The organism is Hymenobacter qilianensis, assembly GCF_014489555.1.
Lineage (GTDB): Bacteria > Bacteroidota > Bacteroidia > Cytophagales > Hymenobacteraceae > Hymenobacter > Hymenobacter qilianensis.
In genome coordinates this window covers 3,225,974-3,244,162 of record NZ_CP060784.1, presented here as the reverse complement: position 1 = coordinate 3,244,162, position 18,189 = coordinate 3,225,974, and the positions used below count along the sequence as shown (strand labels likewise).

Sequence of the window (18,189 nt, the reverse complement as noted above, 5' to 3'; positions counted from 1 at the left end):
ACACGCGAGATGCTTCGCTACCGCTCTGCATGACGGACTAGTGGTAGCAGGCGTCACATCGACCTACTTCTCCCACCACACTTTAGTGTTCACGTCGTCGGGGCCCTGGGCCTGCACGGCGGCGCGGTAGTTGTCGCCGTTATTGGTTTGCACGATGAGCGGGTAGCGAAAGCGCACGGGCATCACGCCGCCATTCTGCAAATCCTGGCCGCGAGGCAACACCGGCAGGCCCGTGCGGCGGTATTCGAACCACTGCTGGTAATCGTTGAAAAACAGCGCGTAATACTTTTGCAGCATGATGCGCGCCAGCGTGCCGTTGTAGGCTGCGGCGGGGTTCTGGAAATAGGTAGCCGGCAAAATTGCCCCCCACTGCTCCACCGCCGCCTTCACGCCGCGCTCGTAGTGCAGGCGGGCATCGGCGGTGGTGTAGCCGCGCTGCGCAGCTTCGGCCTTGATGAACTCCACCTCCGCGTAGGTCAAGATTACCAGCGGCATGGGCGCCGCCACTGTGGCCGTTACCAACGATACATTGAAGTTGGAAGGCTGGTACTGAAACTGGGCGTCGCTGCCGGCGTAGGCGCTCGGAATGCCACGGTAACCAATGGTAGTGCGCCCGTCGCTCGACCGGGCCTGACTGTTAAATTTAGCCAAACGCGGGTCGGCCAGAGTATTCAGGTTATCAATAAAAAAGCCCCCCGCAGCCCGGAACGTGGTAAAATCGACGGCCCGGCCCCAGGGCGACACCGTGGGCGTGACGCCGGTAATGCGCAGAATGGCCGCTTCACTGTTTTGAGTAAACACGGGGTACGTAGCGGGGTCGTTGATCATGGCCGCCAGCTGAGTGGTTGCGTTGGTTTCGGTGCGCTTGGAGATGCGCAGCAGCAGGCGCATCCGCAATGAGTTGCAGAAGCGCCGCCAGGCGTCCACGTTGTTGTTGAAGAGAATGTCGCTGCCGTAGGGCATGGTGCGGCTTTTGTCGAACATCCCATTGGCCGTTTCCAGATCGGCGAGCAGTTGGGCGTAGATCTCGGGCTGAGTGTCGAACTTGGGGTAAAGCACGCCTTCCTCGGCCTGGCTGGCCTGGGTCATGGGCACGTCGCCGAAGCAGTCGGTGAGGTTGGCGTAGGTCCAGGCGTTCAGGGTCAGGGCAATGGCCTCGTAGTTGGGGTCCTGGGCGGCTTGGGCGGCAAGGCGCATCTCCCGGATATTAGCCAGCAGGCGGTAGTACGTCGTCCAGGTGGAGTTGCCGGCGCTTTCGCTTACCACGTAGCGGTGCACGCCCCCCGACACACTCGGAAACGGCAGCGCCACCTGCATAATATCGAAGGTAAACGCGTCGGCCCGCTCAGTATTGAAGGCAGCTAGCTCGTAAATAATGGGGTTCAGCAGGGTGCCAGGGCTGATGCGCTCGATGCGGTTGGGGTCGAGGTTCAGTTCATCAAAATCCTTGGTACACGAAACGAGGCTGCCACCTAAAGCGAAGATTACTAGAGCTATATATTTTTTCATAGGAGAAGGAATGTCTGATCCGAAAGGATGATGATGGAAAGTATTCCAGGCGGTCATGCAGAGCATGTGGCGCATCAAGCCAGGGACGAAGCATCTCGCGTGCTGACGCCGGATTACTACTCTACCGGCGCGAGCGAGATGCTTCGTCCCTGGTTTGATGCGCCACATGCTCTGCATGACGTTCTAATAAAGCGGCGGCATGACCGTCTGGGGGGCATTTTCCAGCGCTAGAACTGTAAGGTGAGGTTCACGCCCATGGTGCGGGTGCTGGGCAGCTGGCCAATTTCCACGCCGGGCAGAATGGTGCCGCCGTTGAGGGCTGCCGTCTCGGGGTCAAACATGGGGAACTTGGTCCACATGGCCAGATCGCGGCCGTAGAGGCCGATGGTGGCCCCGGTCAGAGCCTTGGTGCGAGCCAGCAGCGCGGGGGCAAATTGAACTCCAGCCGCATCTCGCGCAGCTTCAGAAACGACGCGTCGAAGGAGTTGCTCTCGATGTTGGCGCGGCGGTAGTACTCGGCGTAGTAGGCCGCCGGAATCACCTTGGTTTCATTGGGCGAGTAGGTGCCATCGGCGTTCAGCACTACGCCGTCGCCGATGATAAAGCCTTCTTCCCGGCCCGGCAGCGTAGATTTGAGCTTGCCCTGCTCCATCATTTTGTGGTGGGTCTGGGAGTAGATGCGGCCTCCATACTGCCCATCGACCAGCACGCTGAACCGGAAATTCTTGTAGCTGAACTCGTTCAGAAAGCCCCCCTTCCAGTCGGCGAAGGCCCTCCCGATGTACTGGATAGCGGCCGGCTGCACGGGCAGGCCGTCCTTGTTGTAGATGATCTGCCCATCGGGGCTGCGCGCAAAGCCGAAGCCGTAGATGTCGCCGGTGGTGCCGCCCACGGTGGCCAGCAGCGTGGCCGTGCCACCCGCCCCGATTACCTGCTGATCTTCCAGGCCATCGGCTAAGCTCAGCACCTTATTGCGGTTGCGGGCCCAGGTAACGGTGTTGCGCCACTTAAAGGCGCTGTTGTCGATGGGGCGCGCGTTGAGCACCACTTCCACGCCGCGGTTGCGCACCTCCCCGGCGTTGAGCACGGCCCGGCTGTAGCCAGTGGTCGGGTCGAGAGGCACTTCCAGAATCTGGTTGCGGGTCGTGTTCTGGTATACTGTCACGTCGGCACCGATGCGGCCCTGAAACATCAAGTATTCCACGCCCGCCTCGAAGCTGGTCGTGATTTCGGGCTTGAAGTTCGTGTTGTAGAGCGTGGCGGGCAGAGAACCCGCGCCGGGAAAGTCGCTGCGGCCGTAGTACTTGCGGGTGCGGTAGGGCTCCGTATCGTTGCCGACCTGGGCGGCGGACAGGCGCAGCTTAGCCAGCGAAATCGACGTGGGCATGGGCAGCAGCTCATTCAGAATAAAGCTGGTGCTGACTGACGGGTAGAAAAAAGAGTTGTTCTGGCTGGGCAGCGTGCTCGACCAGTCGTTGCGGCCGGTCAGGTCCAGAAAAATCTTGTCGTCGAAGGAAAACGAGGTCAGGGCGTACACGCTATTGATGCGCCGGGCAGTGGTGGTAGCCGACAAAATCGGGCTGCTCACGCCGTTGGTGAGCTTGTACACGCCCGGAATCACGAGGTCGCGCACCACGCCGTCGATGCCCCGGAAGCGGCGGTCCATGCGGTTGGCGCCCACCGAGGCGCGCACGTCAAAGTGCTCGCCCAGGGGCTCGTAGTAAGTAAACAGAGCGTCGGTGTTTACCTCGTATTGGCTGATATCCTGCTGCTTATAGTAGCCGCGCTGGAAGTTGGCGGTGCTGTAAGGGCGGCGCTGCTCGCGCTCCTCCTGGGTCATGGCAATGCCGGAGCGCACCAGCAGGTCGAACTTGGGCGAAAACTCGTAGGTGGCCGACAGGTTGCCGACCGTGGTGCGGTTGTTCACCGAGTTGGTCATCTCCTGGGCAATCAAATATGGATTGTCGATGAAGGAGCTGAACGGGTGAACCTGATCGAGCTGCTCCTGCCCGTTTTTCCAGATGGTGCGGTAGGCGTCGAGCGGCACATTCGGGTTCTGGAAAATCATGAAGTACGATATCGACTGGTTGTTGTAGCCAGTGGCGGGCAGGTTGTCGCTGGTGCGATTGGTGAAGTTCACTTTGCCCCCAGCTTCAGTTTAGCTGACACGGCGTGGTTCAAACTCAGGGCGGCGGTCAGGCGCTCGAAGCCGGTGTTGGGCATAATCCACTCGTTTTTGGAGTGGGTAACGGAGGCCCGCGCCGAGGTCGTTTCGGTGCCGCCTTCCAGGGCCACGCTGTTGGTGAGCGTGGAACCCGTGCGAAAAAAGCCCGTCACGTTGTCCTCATAAGGCCGCCACAGCAGCCGCTCCGCCGACTGGGCCTGCGTCACCGGGTCGTACTGAAAATACTCCTGCCCCTCGAAGCGGGGCCGAAGGCGCTGCTGGTGCCGCCCGTGCTGGCCCCGTCGGGGGAAGCGCCGTAGGAATAATATGGCTCGCCGGCCGCATTGAAGGAGCGCCCGTGCCCTGACCGTACTCGTACTGGAAGTCGGGCCACCGGAGCACGGTGTTCACGCTGTAGTTGGTATTCACCGTCACGCCGAGACCTTTAGGTTTGCGGGCGCCGGTTTTGGTGGTGATAATGAGGGCACCGTTGGCGGCACGGCTGCCGTAGAGGGCCGTGGCGCTGGCCCCTTTCAGCACTGTGATGCTGGCAATATCATCAGGGTTGATGTCGGCAATGCCGTTGCCGAAGTCCACGGGCACGTCGTTGCCGGAGCCGGCTCCGTAGGCGCTGCCCACGCCGGAGCTGGTCAGGCCGCTGTTCAGGGGCACGCCATCAAGCACGATGAGCGCATTGTTGCCATTGGGGTTCAGCGAGTTATCACCGCGCAGCGAAATACGCGTGGAGTTGACCGGCCCCGAACCGGGCGAAATCAGATTCAGGCCCGCCACTTTACCCGATAAGGCCTGGGCGAAGTTGTTGGGCCGCGCTTCCAGCAGCGCATCGCCGTTGATGGTCTGGGTTGCATAGCCCAGAGATTTCTGCTCGCGCTTGATATTGAGGGCCGTTACCACTACCTCGTTCAGCTGCCGGCTGTCGGGGGCCAGACGCACGTTGAGTTCCGACTTGCCATCCACGCGCACTTCCTGGGCCAGAAAGCCGATGTAAGTAACTTGTAGCGTAGCATCTGAGGCCACCGTAATAGCAAATTTGCCCCCACGTCGGTGGAGGTGCCGGTGGTGGTGCCTTTCACGACGACGGTAGCGCCTGGCAGGCCTTCGCCCTTGTCGTCGGTTACGGTGCCGGTAACGGGTTGGCCCTGAGCTAGGGCGGCGCTGTGCCAGAGGAGAAGCGCGAAGACCGCGCACAGCCTGAGCAGCGAAGCCAAGTAATTGTGTTTCATAGTTTTGCCTGATCGATGTGGCCGCAAAACTAGAAGCGTGAGGTTACCGGGAGATTAAGCCAGGACTATGAAAACATGTAGAATAAGTTGCCTTACGGTTAACTCAGAAACCTTGCGTTAACAGCGCGCGGCGGGGAGGAGCGCCGCCGTGTGCAGGAAAAGTCTGGGGCTCTTGCAGTTGCGGCGCTTTGGCCGTGGGGGGCTTTTTTGGCGGGCAAATGAGACCGGCAGTTTTCGGCAGCCGTACGTAAGCTGACAGGTTCGCCTGCGCCCGGCTTAGCTTCAGATTTGCCCCCATGCCTGCTTCCACTACGCTCACCCAGCCTACGCCTACGTCTCCCTTCGCGCCCCTGCGGATTCCGTTTTTTCGGATGCTCTGGATAGCGTCGTTTGTGTCCAACATCGGTACCTGGATGCAGAACGTGGGCGCCGTGGGCCTGATGACGGACCTGACGCCTTCGCCCGTGCTGGTTGCCTTACTCCAAACGGCTTCGGCCCTGCCCGTATTCCTGCTCAGCCTGCCGGCCGGCGCTCTGGCCGATCTCGTGGATCGGCGGCGGATGCTGCTTTTCACTCAAACCTGGATGGCATCGGTAGGACTGCTTCTGGCCCTGCTCACGCTCATGGGCCTGACCACGCCCTGGCTGCTGTTGCTGCTTACGTTTATGCTGGGCCTGGGCGGCGCGCTGAATAATCCGGTGTGGCAGACCGTAACGCCCGAGCTGGTGCCCCGCTCCGAGCTGCCCCAGGCCATTGCCCTGAATAGCGTGAGCTTCAATCTGGCGCGGGCGTTTGGGCCGGCTTTAGGGGGCATTGTAATTGGCTATTACTCAGCCGGGGGGGCTTTTTTGATTAACGGACTATCCTTTCTGGCTACTATCTATATGGTGTGGCGCTGGAAGCGCGAGCCCCAAGCCACCTCCACGCTGGCCACGGAGCGGGTAGTAGCTGCTATTCGGGGTGGTATCCGCTACGCCCGGTTTGCGCCGCCGGTGCAGCGTATTCTGGTGCGGGGCGTCAGCTTTACTTTCGGGGCCAGCGCCCTGCTGGCGCTCATGCCGGCCGTAGTTTCCCAACGGCTTCAGCTGCCTACTTCTTTCTACTCCACGCTGCTTTCGTGCATGGGCCTGGGAGCCGTTATTGGGGCGGTTGTGCTGCCTCGTCTCAACCGTGGCCTCACCATCGACCACCGCGTGACGCTTGCTACTATTGCCTTTGCGATGGGCTTGCTGGGGCTGGCTTTTGCTGATAACTACTGGCTGCTTTATGGCTTGCTGGTGCTGGTAGGACTGGCTTGGATGCTGGTGCTTAATTCCTTCAGCGTGGGCGTACAAACCGTGGTGCCGCGCTGGGTTCAGGCCCGCACCATCAGCCTGTACTTGCTTACTATTCAGGGCGGTATGGCTCTGGGCAGCGTGGTATGGGGAACGGTGGCTTCGCAGTGGGGTCTGCCTGTTGCATTATCCGGGGCGGCTATCTGGCTGGGACTGAGCACGCTGCTGGTGTTCCGGTATTCACTTATCAATGCTCCGGAAAGCCTCGACTTCACTCCCGCGCGCCAGCGCCCAACGCCCGTGCTGGCCGAAGATGAGCCGGCCCCGGATGCCGGCCCCATCATCATCACGACCACCTACCGCGTTGCCCCCTCCGACCGCGCCGCTTTCGCGGCTCTCATGGAGGAGCTAAGCCGTATCCGCCGCCGTGAAGGGGCTATCCGCGTTGGTCTCTACGCCGATCTGGCCGACCCCACCCGCATGGTAGAATACTTTATGGTGGAGTCGTGGGAAGAGTATGAGCAGCTTCACGACCGGGGTGTAAGCCGGGAAGAGGCCGAAATAAAGAATCGTGCCCGGGAGCTGCATATCGGCCCCGACATGCCCTATGTAGCCCGTTTGCTGGCTCAGCACCCCGAGCCGGCCCAGCCACTCCGCGTAATGGTGCCGGGCAGCACCCGCCACATCGCCAGCACCGCCGGCGAGACGTCGGCTTAGTCATTCAAAGCATCTACGCCGCCTGTTTTTTCAATTTTCTACACAAAGCAAATGACTTTGAAATATGACCTCTCTAGACCATCTGTTTATAGTCCTGTGTTAAAACACTAGCACTTGTCAACCAATCTTCGCTGGGTGCAGGCTTTATATCACTTCTATTAAATCTATAAGCCTTTTTACTTAAAAGAATAGGAGCTAAGTACAAGGCAGGCAACGCGATAAAAAGAAGCATTATCGAAGATAATGGGTAGATAAATAAATGATTAGATATTTGATAAAAGTAAATATTGCTTAACACTTCATTTAAAGGCTTAAAGACAACTATGAAAACTACATGAAATGAAAACACTTCCAGTGAATATTGCCCTAAATAACAAATAGGTTTAAACGTAAACCATTCGCTTTTTTTGGAGCAAACTAATATTATAATTGAAATAAGTGCTAAACAATTAAGAAGCCTTACTGGTCCCAATACATCTCTCAAAAACAAATTTTCAAATCCACTTAAATCAATATGACTACGTTTTATTGCAAAAAGCGTCAAACAAATGGCTAATGACAGCACAAGTGTGACTTTGCTTTGCATGAGCTGCTTTGCCTTACCAGAACAATAAGCAAATCCAGCAAACACGCCTAAAAAGAAAAGGAGTTGCCATGACAAAAGATTAAAGAAGCCGGTATTTACATCTCCGATTTGTGTTATAGTATCTAAAGAAGTTAACCCTTTAATGACAGGAAGCAGGTAAATCGCAATTGAACATGTCACTAATTGCCACTTATATCCTCTTTTAAGATATTTAATCACCATTGGCACAAACAGTATAAAAATCATATACATAGGCAATATATCCATCTGAGCAGGCTGATATAATAATAGCGCACTTAGGGCAATAGCAATAAAGGGCTTTTGAGATAACAAGCCGTAATCATTTATCCAGTATTCATTCAAACCATAGCCAAACAGTAGAGCAACTAGAGCACAAAGCAATATACCTGTATGATTCTTGTAGATTAACCAGGCTCTTTTCTTTACTGCTTCATTGACAAAAGCTTCGCCCTTATCATTCATTTTACGGGTATAGACTATACCTGCCGTTAATCCTGATAAAAACACGAAGCCCTCAGCCGCAGTTACCCACCCAACAAACTCGTATGTAAAGTATTTGATTACGTCATTTCCGGATAGAAAATGATCTACCGTTATCAATATCAATAGAATACCTCTAAAGAAATCGAGTTGAAGACTCCTTCTCATAGTTATATTATTAACCTAACAGTTATAATTTTTCCTCTAAATAAGGGTTAAATATGGTTCTTTGGAAATATTATTTTTTATAAGACGATAATCAGTTGACGTTTAACTTTTTAAAGTTAGATCATAGGAAGGTTTTTATCAATAAAAAAATTTACAGACAGTTAGCAGGGGCCTACGCGCCTTAAACAAGCACGAGCAAACACGGCGCAGGTAAGACTACAGCCACGTAATCATTTTTGCATTTTTCAAAGTTAAAGTAGGGAGGAGAGATACTCACGTTTTAGCTTCATCTCCAACCTTCCGGCCTGTAAGGGGTTGGTAATCTGAATTTGCCCCCCATAAGCTATTTCTATTGGTCTGAACAGCTACGAATACATACCTCGACAGCACGGCCCACCGCCACTGCTATTTATCGGGGCCTTGCTTATTCCTTATTCTATAGTCTAGCCTATGTGGATGGTTCGTTTGGCGCTTTCGCGTCCGTATACCTTTATCGTTATGGCCCTAGTGATTCTGGCGGGGGGCATTTTGACCATCTTCACCATGGCGGTGGATATTTTTCCCGAAGTCAACATTCCAGTGGTGGGCGTGGTGTGGAGCTATTCGGGCATGAGCGCCGAAGAAATGAACCAGCGCGTGCTCAACGTGAATCAGCGCGTGTACACGACTACGGTCAACAACATTGAGCACCTCGAATCGCGCGCTATTAAAGGCGTTGGCATCATCAAAGTATTCTTCCAGCCCGGCACCGACCCTGACGCGGGCGTAGCCCAGCTCACGGCCATTACGGCAACCCTCATTCGGGGCTTGCCCCAGGGAATTGGCCCCCGCTGATTATTCGCTACTCGGCGGCCAACGTGCCCATCGCCCAGGCCAGCCTTTCGTCCCAAACCCTCGGTGAAGCCGACCTCTACGATGCCAGCCGCTCCTTCGTGCGGCCGGGCCTGGCGGTAGTGAAAGGTGCCTCGCTGCTGGTGCCCAATGGGGGCCGATCCAAGCAGATCATGGTTGATCTGAAGCCTGATGCGCTGGCAGGCAAAGGCCTTTCCGGCAATGATGTGGTGAATGCGCTGACCGCGCAGAACGTGATTCTGCCCGCTGGCACGGCCAAAATCGGGGACCGGGAATACGACGTGCGCCTCAACAGCAGCCCCGAGCTGATTGCTACCCTCAACGATCTGCCCGTGAAGGTGGTAAACGGCATCACGGTGTATATCCGCGACGTGGCGTTTGTGCACGAGGGCGCGGCCGTTCAAACCAATATTGTGCGCCAGGATGGGCTGCGCACTGCCGTTATTCCCATCCTGAAAAGCGGACTTGCCAGCACGCTTGATGTAATTGATGGTATCAAAAAAGAGCTGCCTGATGTAGTGGCCACTTCGCCGGAAGGCTTGAATGTGAAGCTGCTGTTTGATCAATCTTTCTTCGTGCGCTCGTCCATTTCGGGGGTGGCGGTAGAAGGCTGCGTGGCGGCGGCTCTCACCGGCATCATGATTCTGCTGTTTCTAGGCTCGTGGCGCTCCACGCTCATTATTACCATCTCAATTCCGCTTTCGGTGCTGGTGACCATTATGCTGCTCCGCGCCTTTGGGCAGACGCTTAACATCATGACCCTGAGCGGCATTGCCCTTTCCATCGGCAATCTGGTGGACGACGCGACGGTGGAAATCGAGAACATTCACCGCAACATGGGCATGGGCAAAGGAGTGAAGAAATCTATTCTGGACAGTGCCTCCCAGGTGGCACTGCCAGCGCTGGTTTCCACGCTGGGTCTGGCCATTGTGTTTGTCCCGATTTTCTTTCTCTCGGGCGTATCGGCCGACATTTTTACGCCGCTGGCGCTCACGGTTATTTTCGTGCTGTTCGTGTCGTATTTCCTTTCCCGGACGCTGTTGCCCACGCTGGCCCGCGTGCTGCTGCGCAAGGAACTGCCCATTTACCACGAGCAAGGCCCTGAGGAAGTGCCCAGCGACCACCTACGCAACGGCAAAAAAGTAAGTGAGCGAGAAAAAGAGCTGGCCCAGCTGCGCCGTCAGCAAGTAGATGAGGAGCAGGCCGCCAATCTCGATGGTGAAGACGAAGAACAGCCCCTCACGGCCGAGGAAAAGGAGGGTGCCAAAACCATCCAGAAAAGCTGGGTCTGGCGGGCGCATCAGGCCTTTGAAAAACGGTTTGATAGGGTGCGCGAGGCTTACCAAAGTACGCTAAACTGGGCGCTCGACCACCGCAAAACCGTGGTTATTGGATTTACGGTGCTGTTTATTGGCTCTGGTTGCTTATATCCTTTTATTGGGCAGGATTTCTTTCCTAAAGTAGATGCCGGCCAAATGCGCCTGCATGTGCGCGCTCCTACCGGCACCCGCCTGGAAGAAACCGAACGGCGGTTTCGGGAGGTGGAAGGTATTATTCGGGAGGTAGTTCCAGCCGAAGAGCTGGAGCTGGTACTATCCAATATTGGCTTGCCGAGCATTCCGGTAAATCTGCTGCTGAGCGACAACCCCGTTATCAGCTCGGCTGATGGGGAGATTCTGGCTTCGCTGAAAAAAGGCCACGGTCCAACCCAGGATTATATCACCGAAATCAGGCGGCGCGTGCAGCGCGAGCACCCCGACCTGACCATCTTCTTTCAGCCCGCCGACATCGTGAACCAGACCTTGAACTTCGGTCTGCCCGCCCCATCGACGTGCAAGTGACAGGCCGCGACATGGAGGTAAACGAGAAGGTAGCCAAGCAGCTTCAGCAGAAAATCGCGGCTATTCCGGGTGTGGTTGATGCGTTTATCTTTCAAATAAAAGCCCCCCAGATTCGCCTGGACGTGGATCGGGTGCGGGCCCAGCGGGCCGGCCTCAGCCAGGCCGACATTGCTGACAATGTGCTGGTTAACCTCAGCTCCAGCACTCAAACCGACCCCAACCAATGGCTTAACCCAGAGAGCGGCGTGAACTACACGGTGGCCGTGCAAACGCCCCCAGAGAGCTTACCACGCTGGATGATGTGCGCACCATCGGCATCACCAGCCCTACGCAAACCCAGGCTCAGCTTTTAAGCAGCTTTGCCCAAACCCGCCGCGACCAGACCGATGCCGTGGTAAGCGACTATGACATTCAGCGCGTGGTAGATATCTACGCCAGCGTGGAGGGCCGCGACTTGGGCGGCGTGGCCACGGAAATCCGCAAAATCATTAAGGAAGCGAGCGAAAATCTGCCGAAAGGCACCACCATCGAGCTGCGCGGACAGGTGGAAAGCATGAAAACTTCCTTCACGGGTCTGGGCATTGGTTTGGCGGGCGCTATCCTGCTGCTCTACCTGCTGATGGTAGTCAACTTTCAGAGCTGGCTCGATCCGTTTATCATCATCACGGCGCTGCCGGGGGCCATTTCGGGTATGCTATGGATGCTGTTTGTTACCCAAACCACCTTCAGTGTGCCTTCGCTCATGGGCGCCATTATGTGTATCGGCATTGCCACGGCCAACAGTATTCTCGTCGTGTCATTTGCCAACGAGCGGCGCGAGGCCCAACCCGACCTCAGCCCCCGCGACGCGGCCATCGATGCGGGTGTTACCCGTCTGCGCCCGGTGCTGATGACGGCGCTGGCCGCCATCATCGGTCTGCTGCCGTTGTCGTTGGCGCTGGGCGAGGGTGGTGAACAAAACGCCCCCCTGGGCCGCGCAGTTATTGGCGGCCTGATCCTGGCCACGTTTACCACCTTGTTTTTCGTGCCGGTCGTATTTAGCTACTTCAAAAAGAAGCAGCTGGTAGCCGAAGAAAAAGAAGCCGAACAAGACCGCGTAGCCGCTTAAGCGCGCAATAGTCAAGCACTTATCATGATACCTGAAGCTCGCCGCTTCAAATAACGCTCTCCGCCCCTATGGCTATTATCTCCGACGACTATAAAGACCCGCCCAAGGACGACCCGCGCCCCGACGAGCCAACTGCGGACTCTGACCAGGATAATCGGCCTAAAAACGTTCAACAGCAGGCGGAGCCAGTCGACACGTTTGAGGGTAAAAAAGCCCCCAGGCACCGTCGGAGGGAGATTGGAAGAGGTCTTCGCCGCCCAGCCCCAAAGCGGAAGATGGCAAAAAAGAAGCGAGTGAGTTGAAGGATGATAAGCAGGCAGAACCACACGATTCGGATGAGGAAGACCACGAAAAAAAGCCTCCCGGCAAGAAAAAGCGCCGCATCTGGCTGATCATGCTCGGCATCGGGGCCGTGTTTGGGGCCTTGCTGCTGACTGGTTTATTACCACGCCTGAGCAAAGACAAAAAGCGGAAAGAACAAGCCGAAAAAGACGCCAACGCGCTGACCATCGTAACCGTGGAGCCTGCTGCTGCCGCCCCCGACACCACCCGCGTAGAGCTGCCCGCCGACACCCGCTCCAACCGCGAGACCTTTGTATTTGCCCGTGCCAATGGCTTTGTAAAAACCTGGTACACAGATATCGGCGCCCGCGTAAAGCGCGGCCAGATTTTGGCGCTGCTCTCCACTCCCGAGCTCGACCAACAGGTAGCGCAGGCGCGGGCCAGTCTTAACCTGGCGCGCACTAGCTTCGAGCGGCTACGCAGTATTGAGCTGCCGGGGGCCATTTCGCAGCAGGAGCTGGATGAAGGTCGCGCCCAATACGAAGCCCAGCAAGCGGTGCTCAACGGGTTGCTCGCGCAGCAAGGGTTCCGGCGGGTTACGGCCCCATTTGGGGGTATTGTTACCCAGCGAAACGTGGAGGTCGGGTCCTTGGTATCAGCCAGCAACGCGGAGGGCACCCAGCTCTTCAAGATTGAGCAGACGGACACCCTGCGCGCCTTCGTCAACATTCCCCAGAACTTTGTTCCCGGCATCGAGCCCGGCATGACAACCGAGATTTTGGTGCCCGAATATCCCAACCGCACCTTCGCCGGCCGCGTAGCCCGCGATGCGGGGGCGCTGAACGAGGAAACGCGCACCCTGCTCACCCAGGTACAGGTACCCAACACTGATAAGCTGCTGCGGCCCGGCATGTTTGCGCAGGTTCGGTTTCAGCTGCCGCGCACCCGGCCCAGCGTTGTCATATCAGCTAATGCCTTGGTGCCTAGCGGCATCGAGCCACGCGTGGTGGTGGTCGCCAACAATAAGATTCGGTACCAGACAATCGTACCCGGCCGGGATTTTGGCGACCAGATAGAAGTAACAAAGGGGTTGAAAGGTGGAGAAATGCTGGTTGTGAATCCTATCGAAAGTCTGCGCGACGGCCAACAGGTAGAGGCCCGTAAGCCCAAGAAAGAAGACGAGAAACCCGGTAGCCAGTCAAAGCCCAAAGCGCCCGAGCGCCCCTACGACCCCGACCGGCCCCGCGTGGAAACGCCCGCCGATAAGAAATCAGATAAGTAACCGCCTGCCTGGGTTCATACCTTTTTCCTGTCCATTCTGCATGAGGCCCCTGCTCTACTCATATAGCTGTTACCTTCTGACGTTACTGTTACTCAGTAGCTTGGCCGGCTGCACCCGCGCCCCGCGCTACCAGGCCCCCGACGTAGCTTCTCCCCCCGCCTGGAAAAATGCCCCCAGGCCGCCGCCGCGCCGCTGCCAGCTCCAGCACCCGCCACCGTGGCCCAGCAGCCAGCCATACCAGCCTGGTGGACGGTGTTTAATGACCCCGAACTGACCAAGCTGGCTGAACAGACGCTGGGGGGCAATTTTAGCCTCAAATCTGCGGTGGCCCGCGTTGATGAAGCCCGCGCTGCCATCCGGGTAGCCACGTCCACGCGCCAGCCCGAAGTCACGCTCGATCCGCAGGCCTATATCACCCGCCTCTCCGGTTTGCGGCCCGTGCCCTTTGCCCTGGGGGCGAAAATGGTGGTGCCACCCCAACCAACGGCATTACCCAAACGCAGTATTATGTGCCGCTCAATGTGAGTTATGAGGTAGATGTATGGGGCCGTTTGCGCCGTGGTGTGCAAGCCGCCAGGGCCGAATCGGAGGCCAGCGAAGCCGAGCTACGCACCGTGCAGCTCAGCCTCACGGCCGATGGGGCTACCTACTACTTCGGCATTCGCGGCCTCGATGCGGAGCTGGCCGTGCTCGACAGCACGCTGCTGGCTCGGCGGCAAAGTCTGGCCCTTACCAACGCCCGCTTTACCGCCGGCGTCGACAATGAGATAGCCGTGCGCCGTGCCGAAACCGAATTGGCCACCGTGGAGGCCAGCTTGTTTGAGGCGCAGCGCCAGCGCAAAGGGCTTGAAGCCGCCTTGGCCACCGTCACCGGCCAAACCGCCAGCGCGTTTACGTTGGCGCCCCGGCGCGGGCCTCTAAATGCCCCCCAGGTTCCGGCTTCCGTTCCGGCCGCGCTGCTCACTACCCGCCCCGACCTGCTACAGGCTGAGCGCCTGCTTGCCGCCACCGACTCGCGCCTGGATGCGGCCCGCCTCGCCCGCCTGCCTACACTGCTCCTCAACGGCTTCATTGGGCCCCAGGCCGCCGACCTGCGTGATTTGCCCCGGATTTCGGACAACTACACCTACTACCTGGGCGGCGGCATTTCGATTCCGGTTTTCAACGGCGGCCGCTTGCGGGCCAACCAACAGATTGCGCAGGCTCGCTACGATGCGCAGGCGGCCGAATATCGTCAGAGGGCCCTGGTGGCTTTTAAGGAAGTGGAAACGGCGCTGGCCGATGTGCAGCAAACCGCTGCTCAGCTGGCCGCTCAGCAGCGCGCCCTCACGGCCGCCCGTCAGGCGGGGCGCCTCACCCTGGAGCGCTACCGCCGCGGTCTGGCCGATTATTTTCAAGTGGTCGATGCCGACCGCATTACGCTGAATGCGGCCCGCCAGCGGGTTCAGACGCAGGCTAATCAGCTGCGCTATACCGTACAGCTGGTGCGGGCTTTAGGCGGAAATTGGGAGTAAATTGGGTATTGCCTGAGGCTTTTCTTAAACTTCTACGCAGGCTCGAGGCTTTTCTGTCATAACTCTCCCCCTCCCATGCGCCTACTCTACTCATATCTGCGCCAATATCGAGGCTTATTGGCCTTGGCCTTAGCGCTGGCGGCCGTCAACCAGATCTTCTCCCTCCTCGACCCCTGGATTTTTCGCAAAATCATTGACCAGTACGTGGTGCAGCCCGGCGGCGAGCTGCACGACATCAATCCAAGCACTTTTATCCGGGGGGCAGGCCTGCTGATTCTGGCCGCAATGGGCGTGGCTATGGTGTCGCGCATCGCCAAAAACTTCCAGGATTACTACGTCAACGTCATCACCCAGCGCCTGGGCGCTCAGCTGTATTCCGATGGTCTTCGCCACTCGTTGGAGCTGCCTTATCAGGTATTCGAAGATCAACGCTCGGGGAGACTCTGGGCAAGCTTCAGAAGGTGCGCTCCGACGTGGAGAAGCTGATTCAAAGCTTTGTAAACGTGCTGTTTACCTCGCTGGTGGGCATTATTTTCGTGGTCGTATATGCCATTACGGTGTACTGGGTTATTGCCCCGGTGTACTTTCTCACCATTCCGCTGCTGGGTATTCTGAGCTCTGTATTGAGCAAGAAAATCAAGGTAATACAGAAGACCATCGTGGCCGAAACCACCGCCTTGGCTGGGGCTACCACCGAGAGCCTGCGCAACATTGAGCTGGTCAAAAGCCTCGGGCTAGGTCAGCAGGAAACGCTGCGCCTCAATGCCACCACCGATAAGATTCTGAAGCTGGAGCTGAAGAAGGTGCGCTACATCCGCTCTTTATCGTTTATTCAGGGCACGTTCGTGAATCTGCTGCGCAATGGCATTCTGCTGCTTATGCTGTTTCTGGTGGTGAACGGGCGCATTACGGTGGGCGAGTTTTTCTCGCTCTTTATTTATTCGTTCTTCATTTTTGGCCCGTTGCAGGAGTTGGGCAACATCATCAATATCTATCGCGAAACGGAGGCTTCGCTGGCTAACTACCAGCAGATTCTGGACACGCCCAAGGAAGTGAAGCCCACCAACCCAAAACGCATTGAGCAAATCCAGACGCTCCGATTTGCTGATGTCCGGTTTCAGCATTTATCGGCCAATAACGCGGCGCTGGATGGTATTTCCTTCGATACCAAGCTCGGTGAAACCATTGCGTTCGTGGGGCCTTCTGGCTCAGGCAAAACCACGCTGGTGAAGCTGCTCGTGGGCCTTTATCCGCCCGCCAGCGGTCAGATCTTATATAACGACTTGCCCGGTACCGAACTGGACCTCGACCAATTGCGCGAACAGATCGGATTTGTAACGCAGGATACTCAGCTTTTCGCTGGCACCATCCGCGAAAACCTCCTGTTTGTGGCGCCCCAGGCCACCGACGAAGAGTGCGTGCGCGCCCTGCACCAAGCCGCCGCCGACTCGCTGCTGGCCCGCGCTCCGCAAGGTCTGGACACCGTTATTGGGGAAGGCGGCGTGAAGGTGTCGGGGGGCGAAAAGCAGCGCCTGAGCATCGCCAGGGCCCTGTTGCGCCGCCCAACTCTGCTGGTTTTCGACGAAGCTACCTCTTCCCTCGATTCACTCACCGAAGAAGAAATCAGCCAGACCGTGCGGGAGCTATCGGGCTCGCGCCAGCACATTACTATTCTCATTGCCCACCGCCTGAGCACCGTGCTTCACGCCGACCGCATTTATGTGCTGGAGCGCGGCCGCATCGCAGAGCAAGGCCGCCACGCCGAACTGCTGGCTACCAAAGGATTGTATTACGCCATGTGGCGTCAGCAGATTGGCGAACGCACAACCTCTACACCCACCGAAGGCATCCCGGCATTAGCGTAATCTTAGAACACAGATTAATCATTCAAGTATGTAACTAATAAATACCGTCATGCAGAGCGCAGCGAAGCATCTCGCGTGCTGATGCGGGATTACTAATCCCACTCACGCGAGATGCTTCGGCTCTGCCTCTGCATGATCGCCTCATTTATGACAACGGCCTTGCTAATGATGATATGCGTACTATAGGCTTCTCTCACGTAACCGCCTTATAGCTCGACAACTAAATTTTACTTTTTCTACGTTTTTCAAACGAAAAGCCCCCAGACGACGTTATGATTTCGAACCGCTGACAAGCTGACTGCTTTGTGCCTCTGGCCGGAAAGTTGCCTTTGTAAAGCGTCAACTTTATCAAACTTTGTCTATGAAAACCAACCGCATCTTCCGCCGTTTTGCAGGCCTGTTGCTTGCTGGGGGCTTTTTTTATCTGGTAACGCAGCTTCCGCCCAATCGAGTAATGGCGGCCAGCGCGACGTGCTGCGCGAAATCACGGATGTGGTCGGATTGAAGCCCCGCTTCGAGCTGCGCTCCACATCGGATGTGCAGAATGCGGCGGCTGTCGTCTACAACGGGCAGCGCTACTTGCTATACAACCCGCAGTTTGTGGGTGCCGTGAACCAAGCGGGCCGCACCGACTGGGCTGGCATTAGCATCCTTGCCCACGAGATGGGGCACCACCTCAATGGCCACACCCTGCGTGCCGGCGGCAGCAACCCCACCGATGAGTTGGAGGCCGATGAGTTTTCGGGGTTCGTGCTGCGCAAAATGGGCGCTAGCTTAGCCCAGGCTCAGGCTGCCATGGCCGTCATTGCCGACGATCAGGCTTCGGCCACGCACCCTGGCCGCCCTACCCGCCTCAAAGCCATTGGCGAGGGCTGGCAGCGCGCCAACGGGCAGATTGCAGCCAGCAGAAACGCTTCTGCTCCTTCTGCTGCTCCGGCCGTTTTAACCCAGCGCACCCCGCCTTCTACTCCGGTGCATACGGCCAGCAATACGGTCAGCGTGATTGGCAAAATTACCTTCCGCGATAACCCCGACGAGCAGTACTATCTCACGGATCGGCTGAGTGTAGTGCGCCTGGGGCGCAACAGCCGCTCGGCTGAGGTAGTCGGTCGCCTCACCCGCTCCAGCAGCCGCACATTTCCCTATGTACTCACTGATGGGCAGCAGCGCCGCTTATATGTAAGCGCTAATGGCGGCGTATATGACACCGACGGCGAGCAGGTGGGCCGCCTCTCCGACCCTTCGTAAGTATTGGTTGAGTTTTTGTCTAAAGCTAATTCCT

Annotated in this window: 18 protein-coding genes and 1 pseudogene; 12 read left to right on the top strand and 7 right to left on the bottom strand. The window is 57.3% G+C overall.

The genetic code is table 11. From position 1 onward, the window contains the following. Window positions 1–63 precede the first annotated feature (63 nt). The 6 genes from H9L05_RS14845 to H9L05_RS23885 all read right to left on the bottom strand — a co-directional run bounded on the left by H9L05_RS14845 (window position 64) and on the right by H9L05_RS23885 (window position 4,917). Window positions 64–1,509 carry a SusD/RagB family nutrient-binding outer membrane lipoprotein gene (locus tag H9L05_RS14845; protein ID WP_187731614.1) on the bottom strand — a complete coding sequence of 482 codons (1,446 nt, stop codon included), beginning with the start codon at window positions 1,507–1,509 and terminating at the stop codon, window positions 64–66. A gap of 227 nt (window positions 1,510–1,736) precedes the next feature. Then, window positions 1,737–1,868 carry a hypothetical protein gene (locus H9L05_RS25135; RefSeq protein ID WP_262892541.1) on the bottom strand — a complete coding sequence of 44 codons (132 nt, stop codon included), beginning with the start codon at window positions 1,866–1,868 and terminating at the stop codon, window positions 1,737–1,739. A 38-nt stretch (window positions 1,869–1,906) separates the two neighbouring features. Next, on the bottom strand, window positions 1,907–3,649 hold the full coding sequence (locus tag H9L05_RS23900; RefSeq protein ID WP_223284471.1) for a TonB-dependent receptor domain-containing protein: 1,743 nt from the start codon (window positions 3,647–3,649) through the stop codon (window positions 1,907–1,909). Continuing rightward, window positions 3,646–3,900: a hypothetical protein gene (locus H9L05_RS23895; RefSeq protein WP_223284470.1), complete on the bottom strand. Its 255-nt coding sequence runs from the start codon at window positions 3,898–3,900 to the stop codon at window positions 3,646–3,648. The genes H9L05_RS23900 and H9L05_RS23895 overlap by 4 nt, the downstream gene beginning before the upstream one ends. Beyond that, entirely contained in the window at window positions 3,854–4,711 is an 858-nt protein-coding gene (locus H9L05_RS23890; RefSeq protein ID WP_223284469.1) for a TonB-dependent receptor plug domain-containing protein, read from the bottom strand. The genes H9L05_RS23895 and H9L05_RS23890 overlap by 47 nt, the downstream gene beginning before the upstream one ends. Continuing rightward, window positions 4,597–4,917 carry a carboxypeptidase-like regulatory domain-containing protein gene (locus tag H9L05_RS23885; RefSeq protein WP_223284468.1) on the bottom strand — a complete coding sequence of 107 codons (321 nt, stop codon included), beginning with the start codon at window positions 4,915–4,917 and terminating at the stop codon, window positions 4,597–4,599. Before H9L05_RS23885 ends, H9L05_RS23890 begins: the two co-directional genes overlap by 115 nt. Before the next feature lie 296 nt (window positions 4,918–5,213). On the opposite strand from H9L05_RS23885, the gene H9L05_RS14835 reads away from it, so the two are divergent. Beyond that, window positions 5,214–6,908, top strand: coding sequence for an MFS transporter (locus H9L05_RS14835; protein ID WP_187731613.1), 1,695 nt, complete (start codon window positions 5,214–5,216; stop codon window positions 6,906–6,908). A gap of 73 nt (window positions 6,909–6,981) precedes the next feature. Here the strand turns inward: H9L05_RS14835 and H9L05_RS14830 are convergent, their stop codons facing one another. Beyond that, window positions 6,982–8,163 (bottom strand): OpgC family protein, encoded by a 1,182-nt coding sequence (locus tag H9L05_RS14830; protein WP_187731612.1) that lies wholly within the window; start codon window positions 8,161–8,163, stop codon window positions 6,982–6,984. Between the two features lie 450 nt (window positions 8,164–8,613). On the opposite strand from H9L05_RS14830, the gene H9L05_RS25130 reads away from it, so the two are divergent. The 11 genes and pseudogenes from H9L05_RS25130 (at window position 8,614) to H9L05_RS14795 (ending at window position 18,155) form a co-directional block, all read left to right on the top strand. Next, a complete protein-coding gene (locus H9L05_RS25130) occupies window positions 8,614–8,997 on the top strand; it encodes an efflux RND transporter permease subunit (RefSeq protein WP_317174977.1) in 384 nt (127 codons plus the stop codon). Window positions 8,998–9,020: 23 nt separating this feature from the next. Next, the gene (locus H9L05_RS25125) at window positions 9,021–10,856 is read left to right on the top strand and encodes an efflux RND transporter permease subunit (RefSeq protein WP_394368439.1); all 1,836 of its coding nucleotides are present in this window, start codon (window positions 9,021–9,023) and stop codon (window positions 10,854–10,856) included. After that, the gene (locus H9L05_RS23870) at window positions 10,847–11,209 is read left to right on the top strand and encodes a hypothetical protein (RefSeq protein WP_223284467.1); all 363 of its coding nucleotides are present in this window, start codon (window positions 10,847–10,849) and stop codon (window positions 11,207–11,209) included. The genes H9L05_RS25125 and H9L05_RS23870 overlap by 10 nt, the downstream gene beginning before the upstream one ends. Further along, the gene (locus H9L05_RS23865; RefSeq protein ID WP_262892540.1) at window positions 11,158–11,964 is read left to right on the top strand and encodes an efflux RND transporter permease subunit; all 807 of its coding nucleotides are present in this window, start codon (window positions 11,158–11,160) and stop codon (window positions 11,962–11,964) included. The genes H9L05_RS23870 and H9L05_RS23865 overlap by 52 nt, the downstream gene beginning before the upstream one ends. A 68-nt stretch (window positions 11,965–12,032) precedes the next feature. After that, on the top strand, window positions 12,033–12,266 hold the full coding sequence (locus H9L05_RS14820; RefSeq protein ID WP_187731611.1) for a hypothetical protein: 234 nt from the start codon (window positions 12,033–12,035) through the stop codon (window positions 12,264–12,266). Continuing rightward, window positions 12,263–13,528 carry an efflux RND transporter periplasmic adaptor subunit gene (locus H9L05_RS14815; protein ID WP_187731610.1) on the top strand — a complete coding sequence of 422 codons (1,266 nt, stop codon included), beginning with the start codon at window positions 12,263–12,265 and terminating at the stop codon, window positions 13,526–13,528. Before H9L05_RS14820 ends, H9L05_RS14815 begins: the two co-directional genes overlap by 4 nt. A 216-nt stretch (window positions 13,529–13,744) precedes the next feature. Continuing rightward, window positions 13,745–14,053, top strand: coding sequence for a hypothetical protein (locus H9L05_RS14810; RefSeq protein ID WP_187731609.1), 309 nt, complete (start codon window positions 13,745–13,747; stop codon window positions 14,051–14,053). Beyond that, on the top strand, window positions 14,038–15,042 hold the full coding sequence (locus H9L05_RS14805) for an efflux transporter outer membrane subunit (protein ID WP_262892539.1): 1,005 nt from the start codon (window positions 14,038–14,040) through the stop codon (window positions 15,040–15,042). The genes H9L05_RS14810 and H9L05_RS14805 overlap by 16 nt, the downstream gene beginning before the upstream one ends. 75 nt (window positions 15,043–15,117) lie before the next feature. Continuing rightward, window positions 15,118–15,947 (top strand): annotated as a pseudogene (locus H9L05_RS26970) (ABC transporter transmembrane domain-containing protein); the annotation flags it as partial. Then, window positions 15,921–16,907 (top strand): ABC transporter ATP-binding protein, encoded by a 987-nt coding sequence (locus H9L05_RS26965; RefSeq protein WP_394368495.1) that lies wholly within the window; start codon window positions 15,921–15,923, stop codon window positions 16,905–16,907. The pseudogene H9L05_RS26970 and the gene H9L05_RS26965, both read left to right, overlap by 27 nt. Before the next feature lie 471 nt (window positions 16,908–17,378). After that, window positions 17,379–18,155, top strand: a complete 777-nt coding sequence (locus tag H9L05_RS14795) for a M48 family metalloprotease (RefSeq protein WP_187731608.1) — start codon at window positions 17,379–17,381, stop codon at window positions 18,153–18,155. Window positions 18,156–18,189: the final 34 nt, after the last annotated feature.

What these genes read in the sequence shown, in the direction of transcription:
- H9L05_RS14845 (WP_187731614.1), bottom strand. Translation starts at nt 1,509, where the DNA reads ATGAAAAAATATATAGCTCTAGTAATCTTCGCTTTAGGTGGCAGCCTC.
- H9L05_RS25135 (WP_262892541.1), bottom strand. Translation starts at nt 1,868, where the DNA reads ATGTGGACCAAGTTCCCCATGTTTGACCCCGAGACGGCAGCCCTCAAC.
- H9L05_RS23885 (WP_223284468.1), bottom strand. Translation starts at nt 4,917, where the DNA reads ATGAAACACAATTACTTGGCTTCGCTGCTCAGGCTGTGCGCGGTCTTC.
- H9L05_RS14835 (WP_187731613.1), top strand. Translation starts at nt 5,214, where the DNA reads ATGCCTGCTTCCACTACGCTCACCCAGCCTACGCCTACGTCTCCCTTC.
- H9L05_RS14830 (WP_187731612.1), bottom strand. Translation starts at nt 8,163, where the DNA reads ATGAGAAGGAGTCTTCAACTCGATTTCTTTAGAGGTATTCTATTGATA.
- H9L05_RS25130 (WP_317174977.1), top strand. Translation starts at nt 8,614, where the DNA reads ATGTGGATGGTTCGTTTGGCGCTTTCGCGTCCGTATACCTTTATCGTT.
- H9L05_RS14820 (WP_187731611.1), top strand. Translation starts at nt 12,033, where the DNA reads ATGGCTATTATCTCCGACGACTATAAAGACCCGCCCAAGGACGACCCG.
- H9L05_RS26965 (WP_394368495.1), top strand. Translation starts at nt 15,921, where the DNA reads ATGCTGTTTCTGGTGGTGAACGGGCGCATTACGGTGGGCGAGTTTTTC.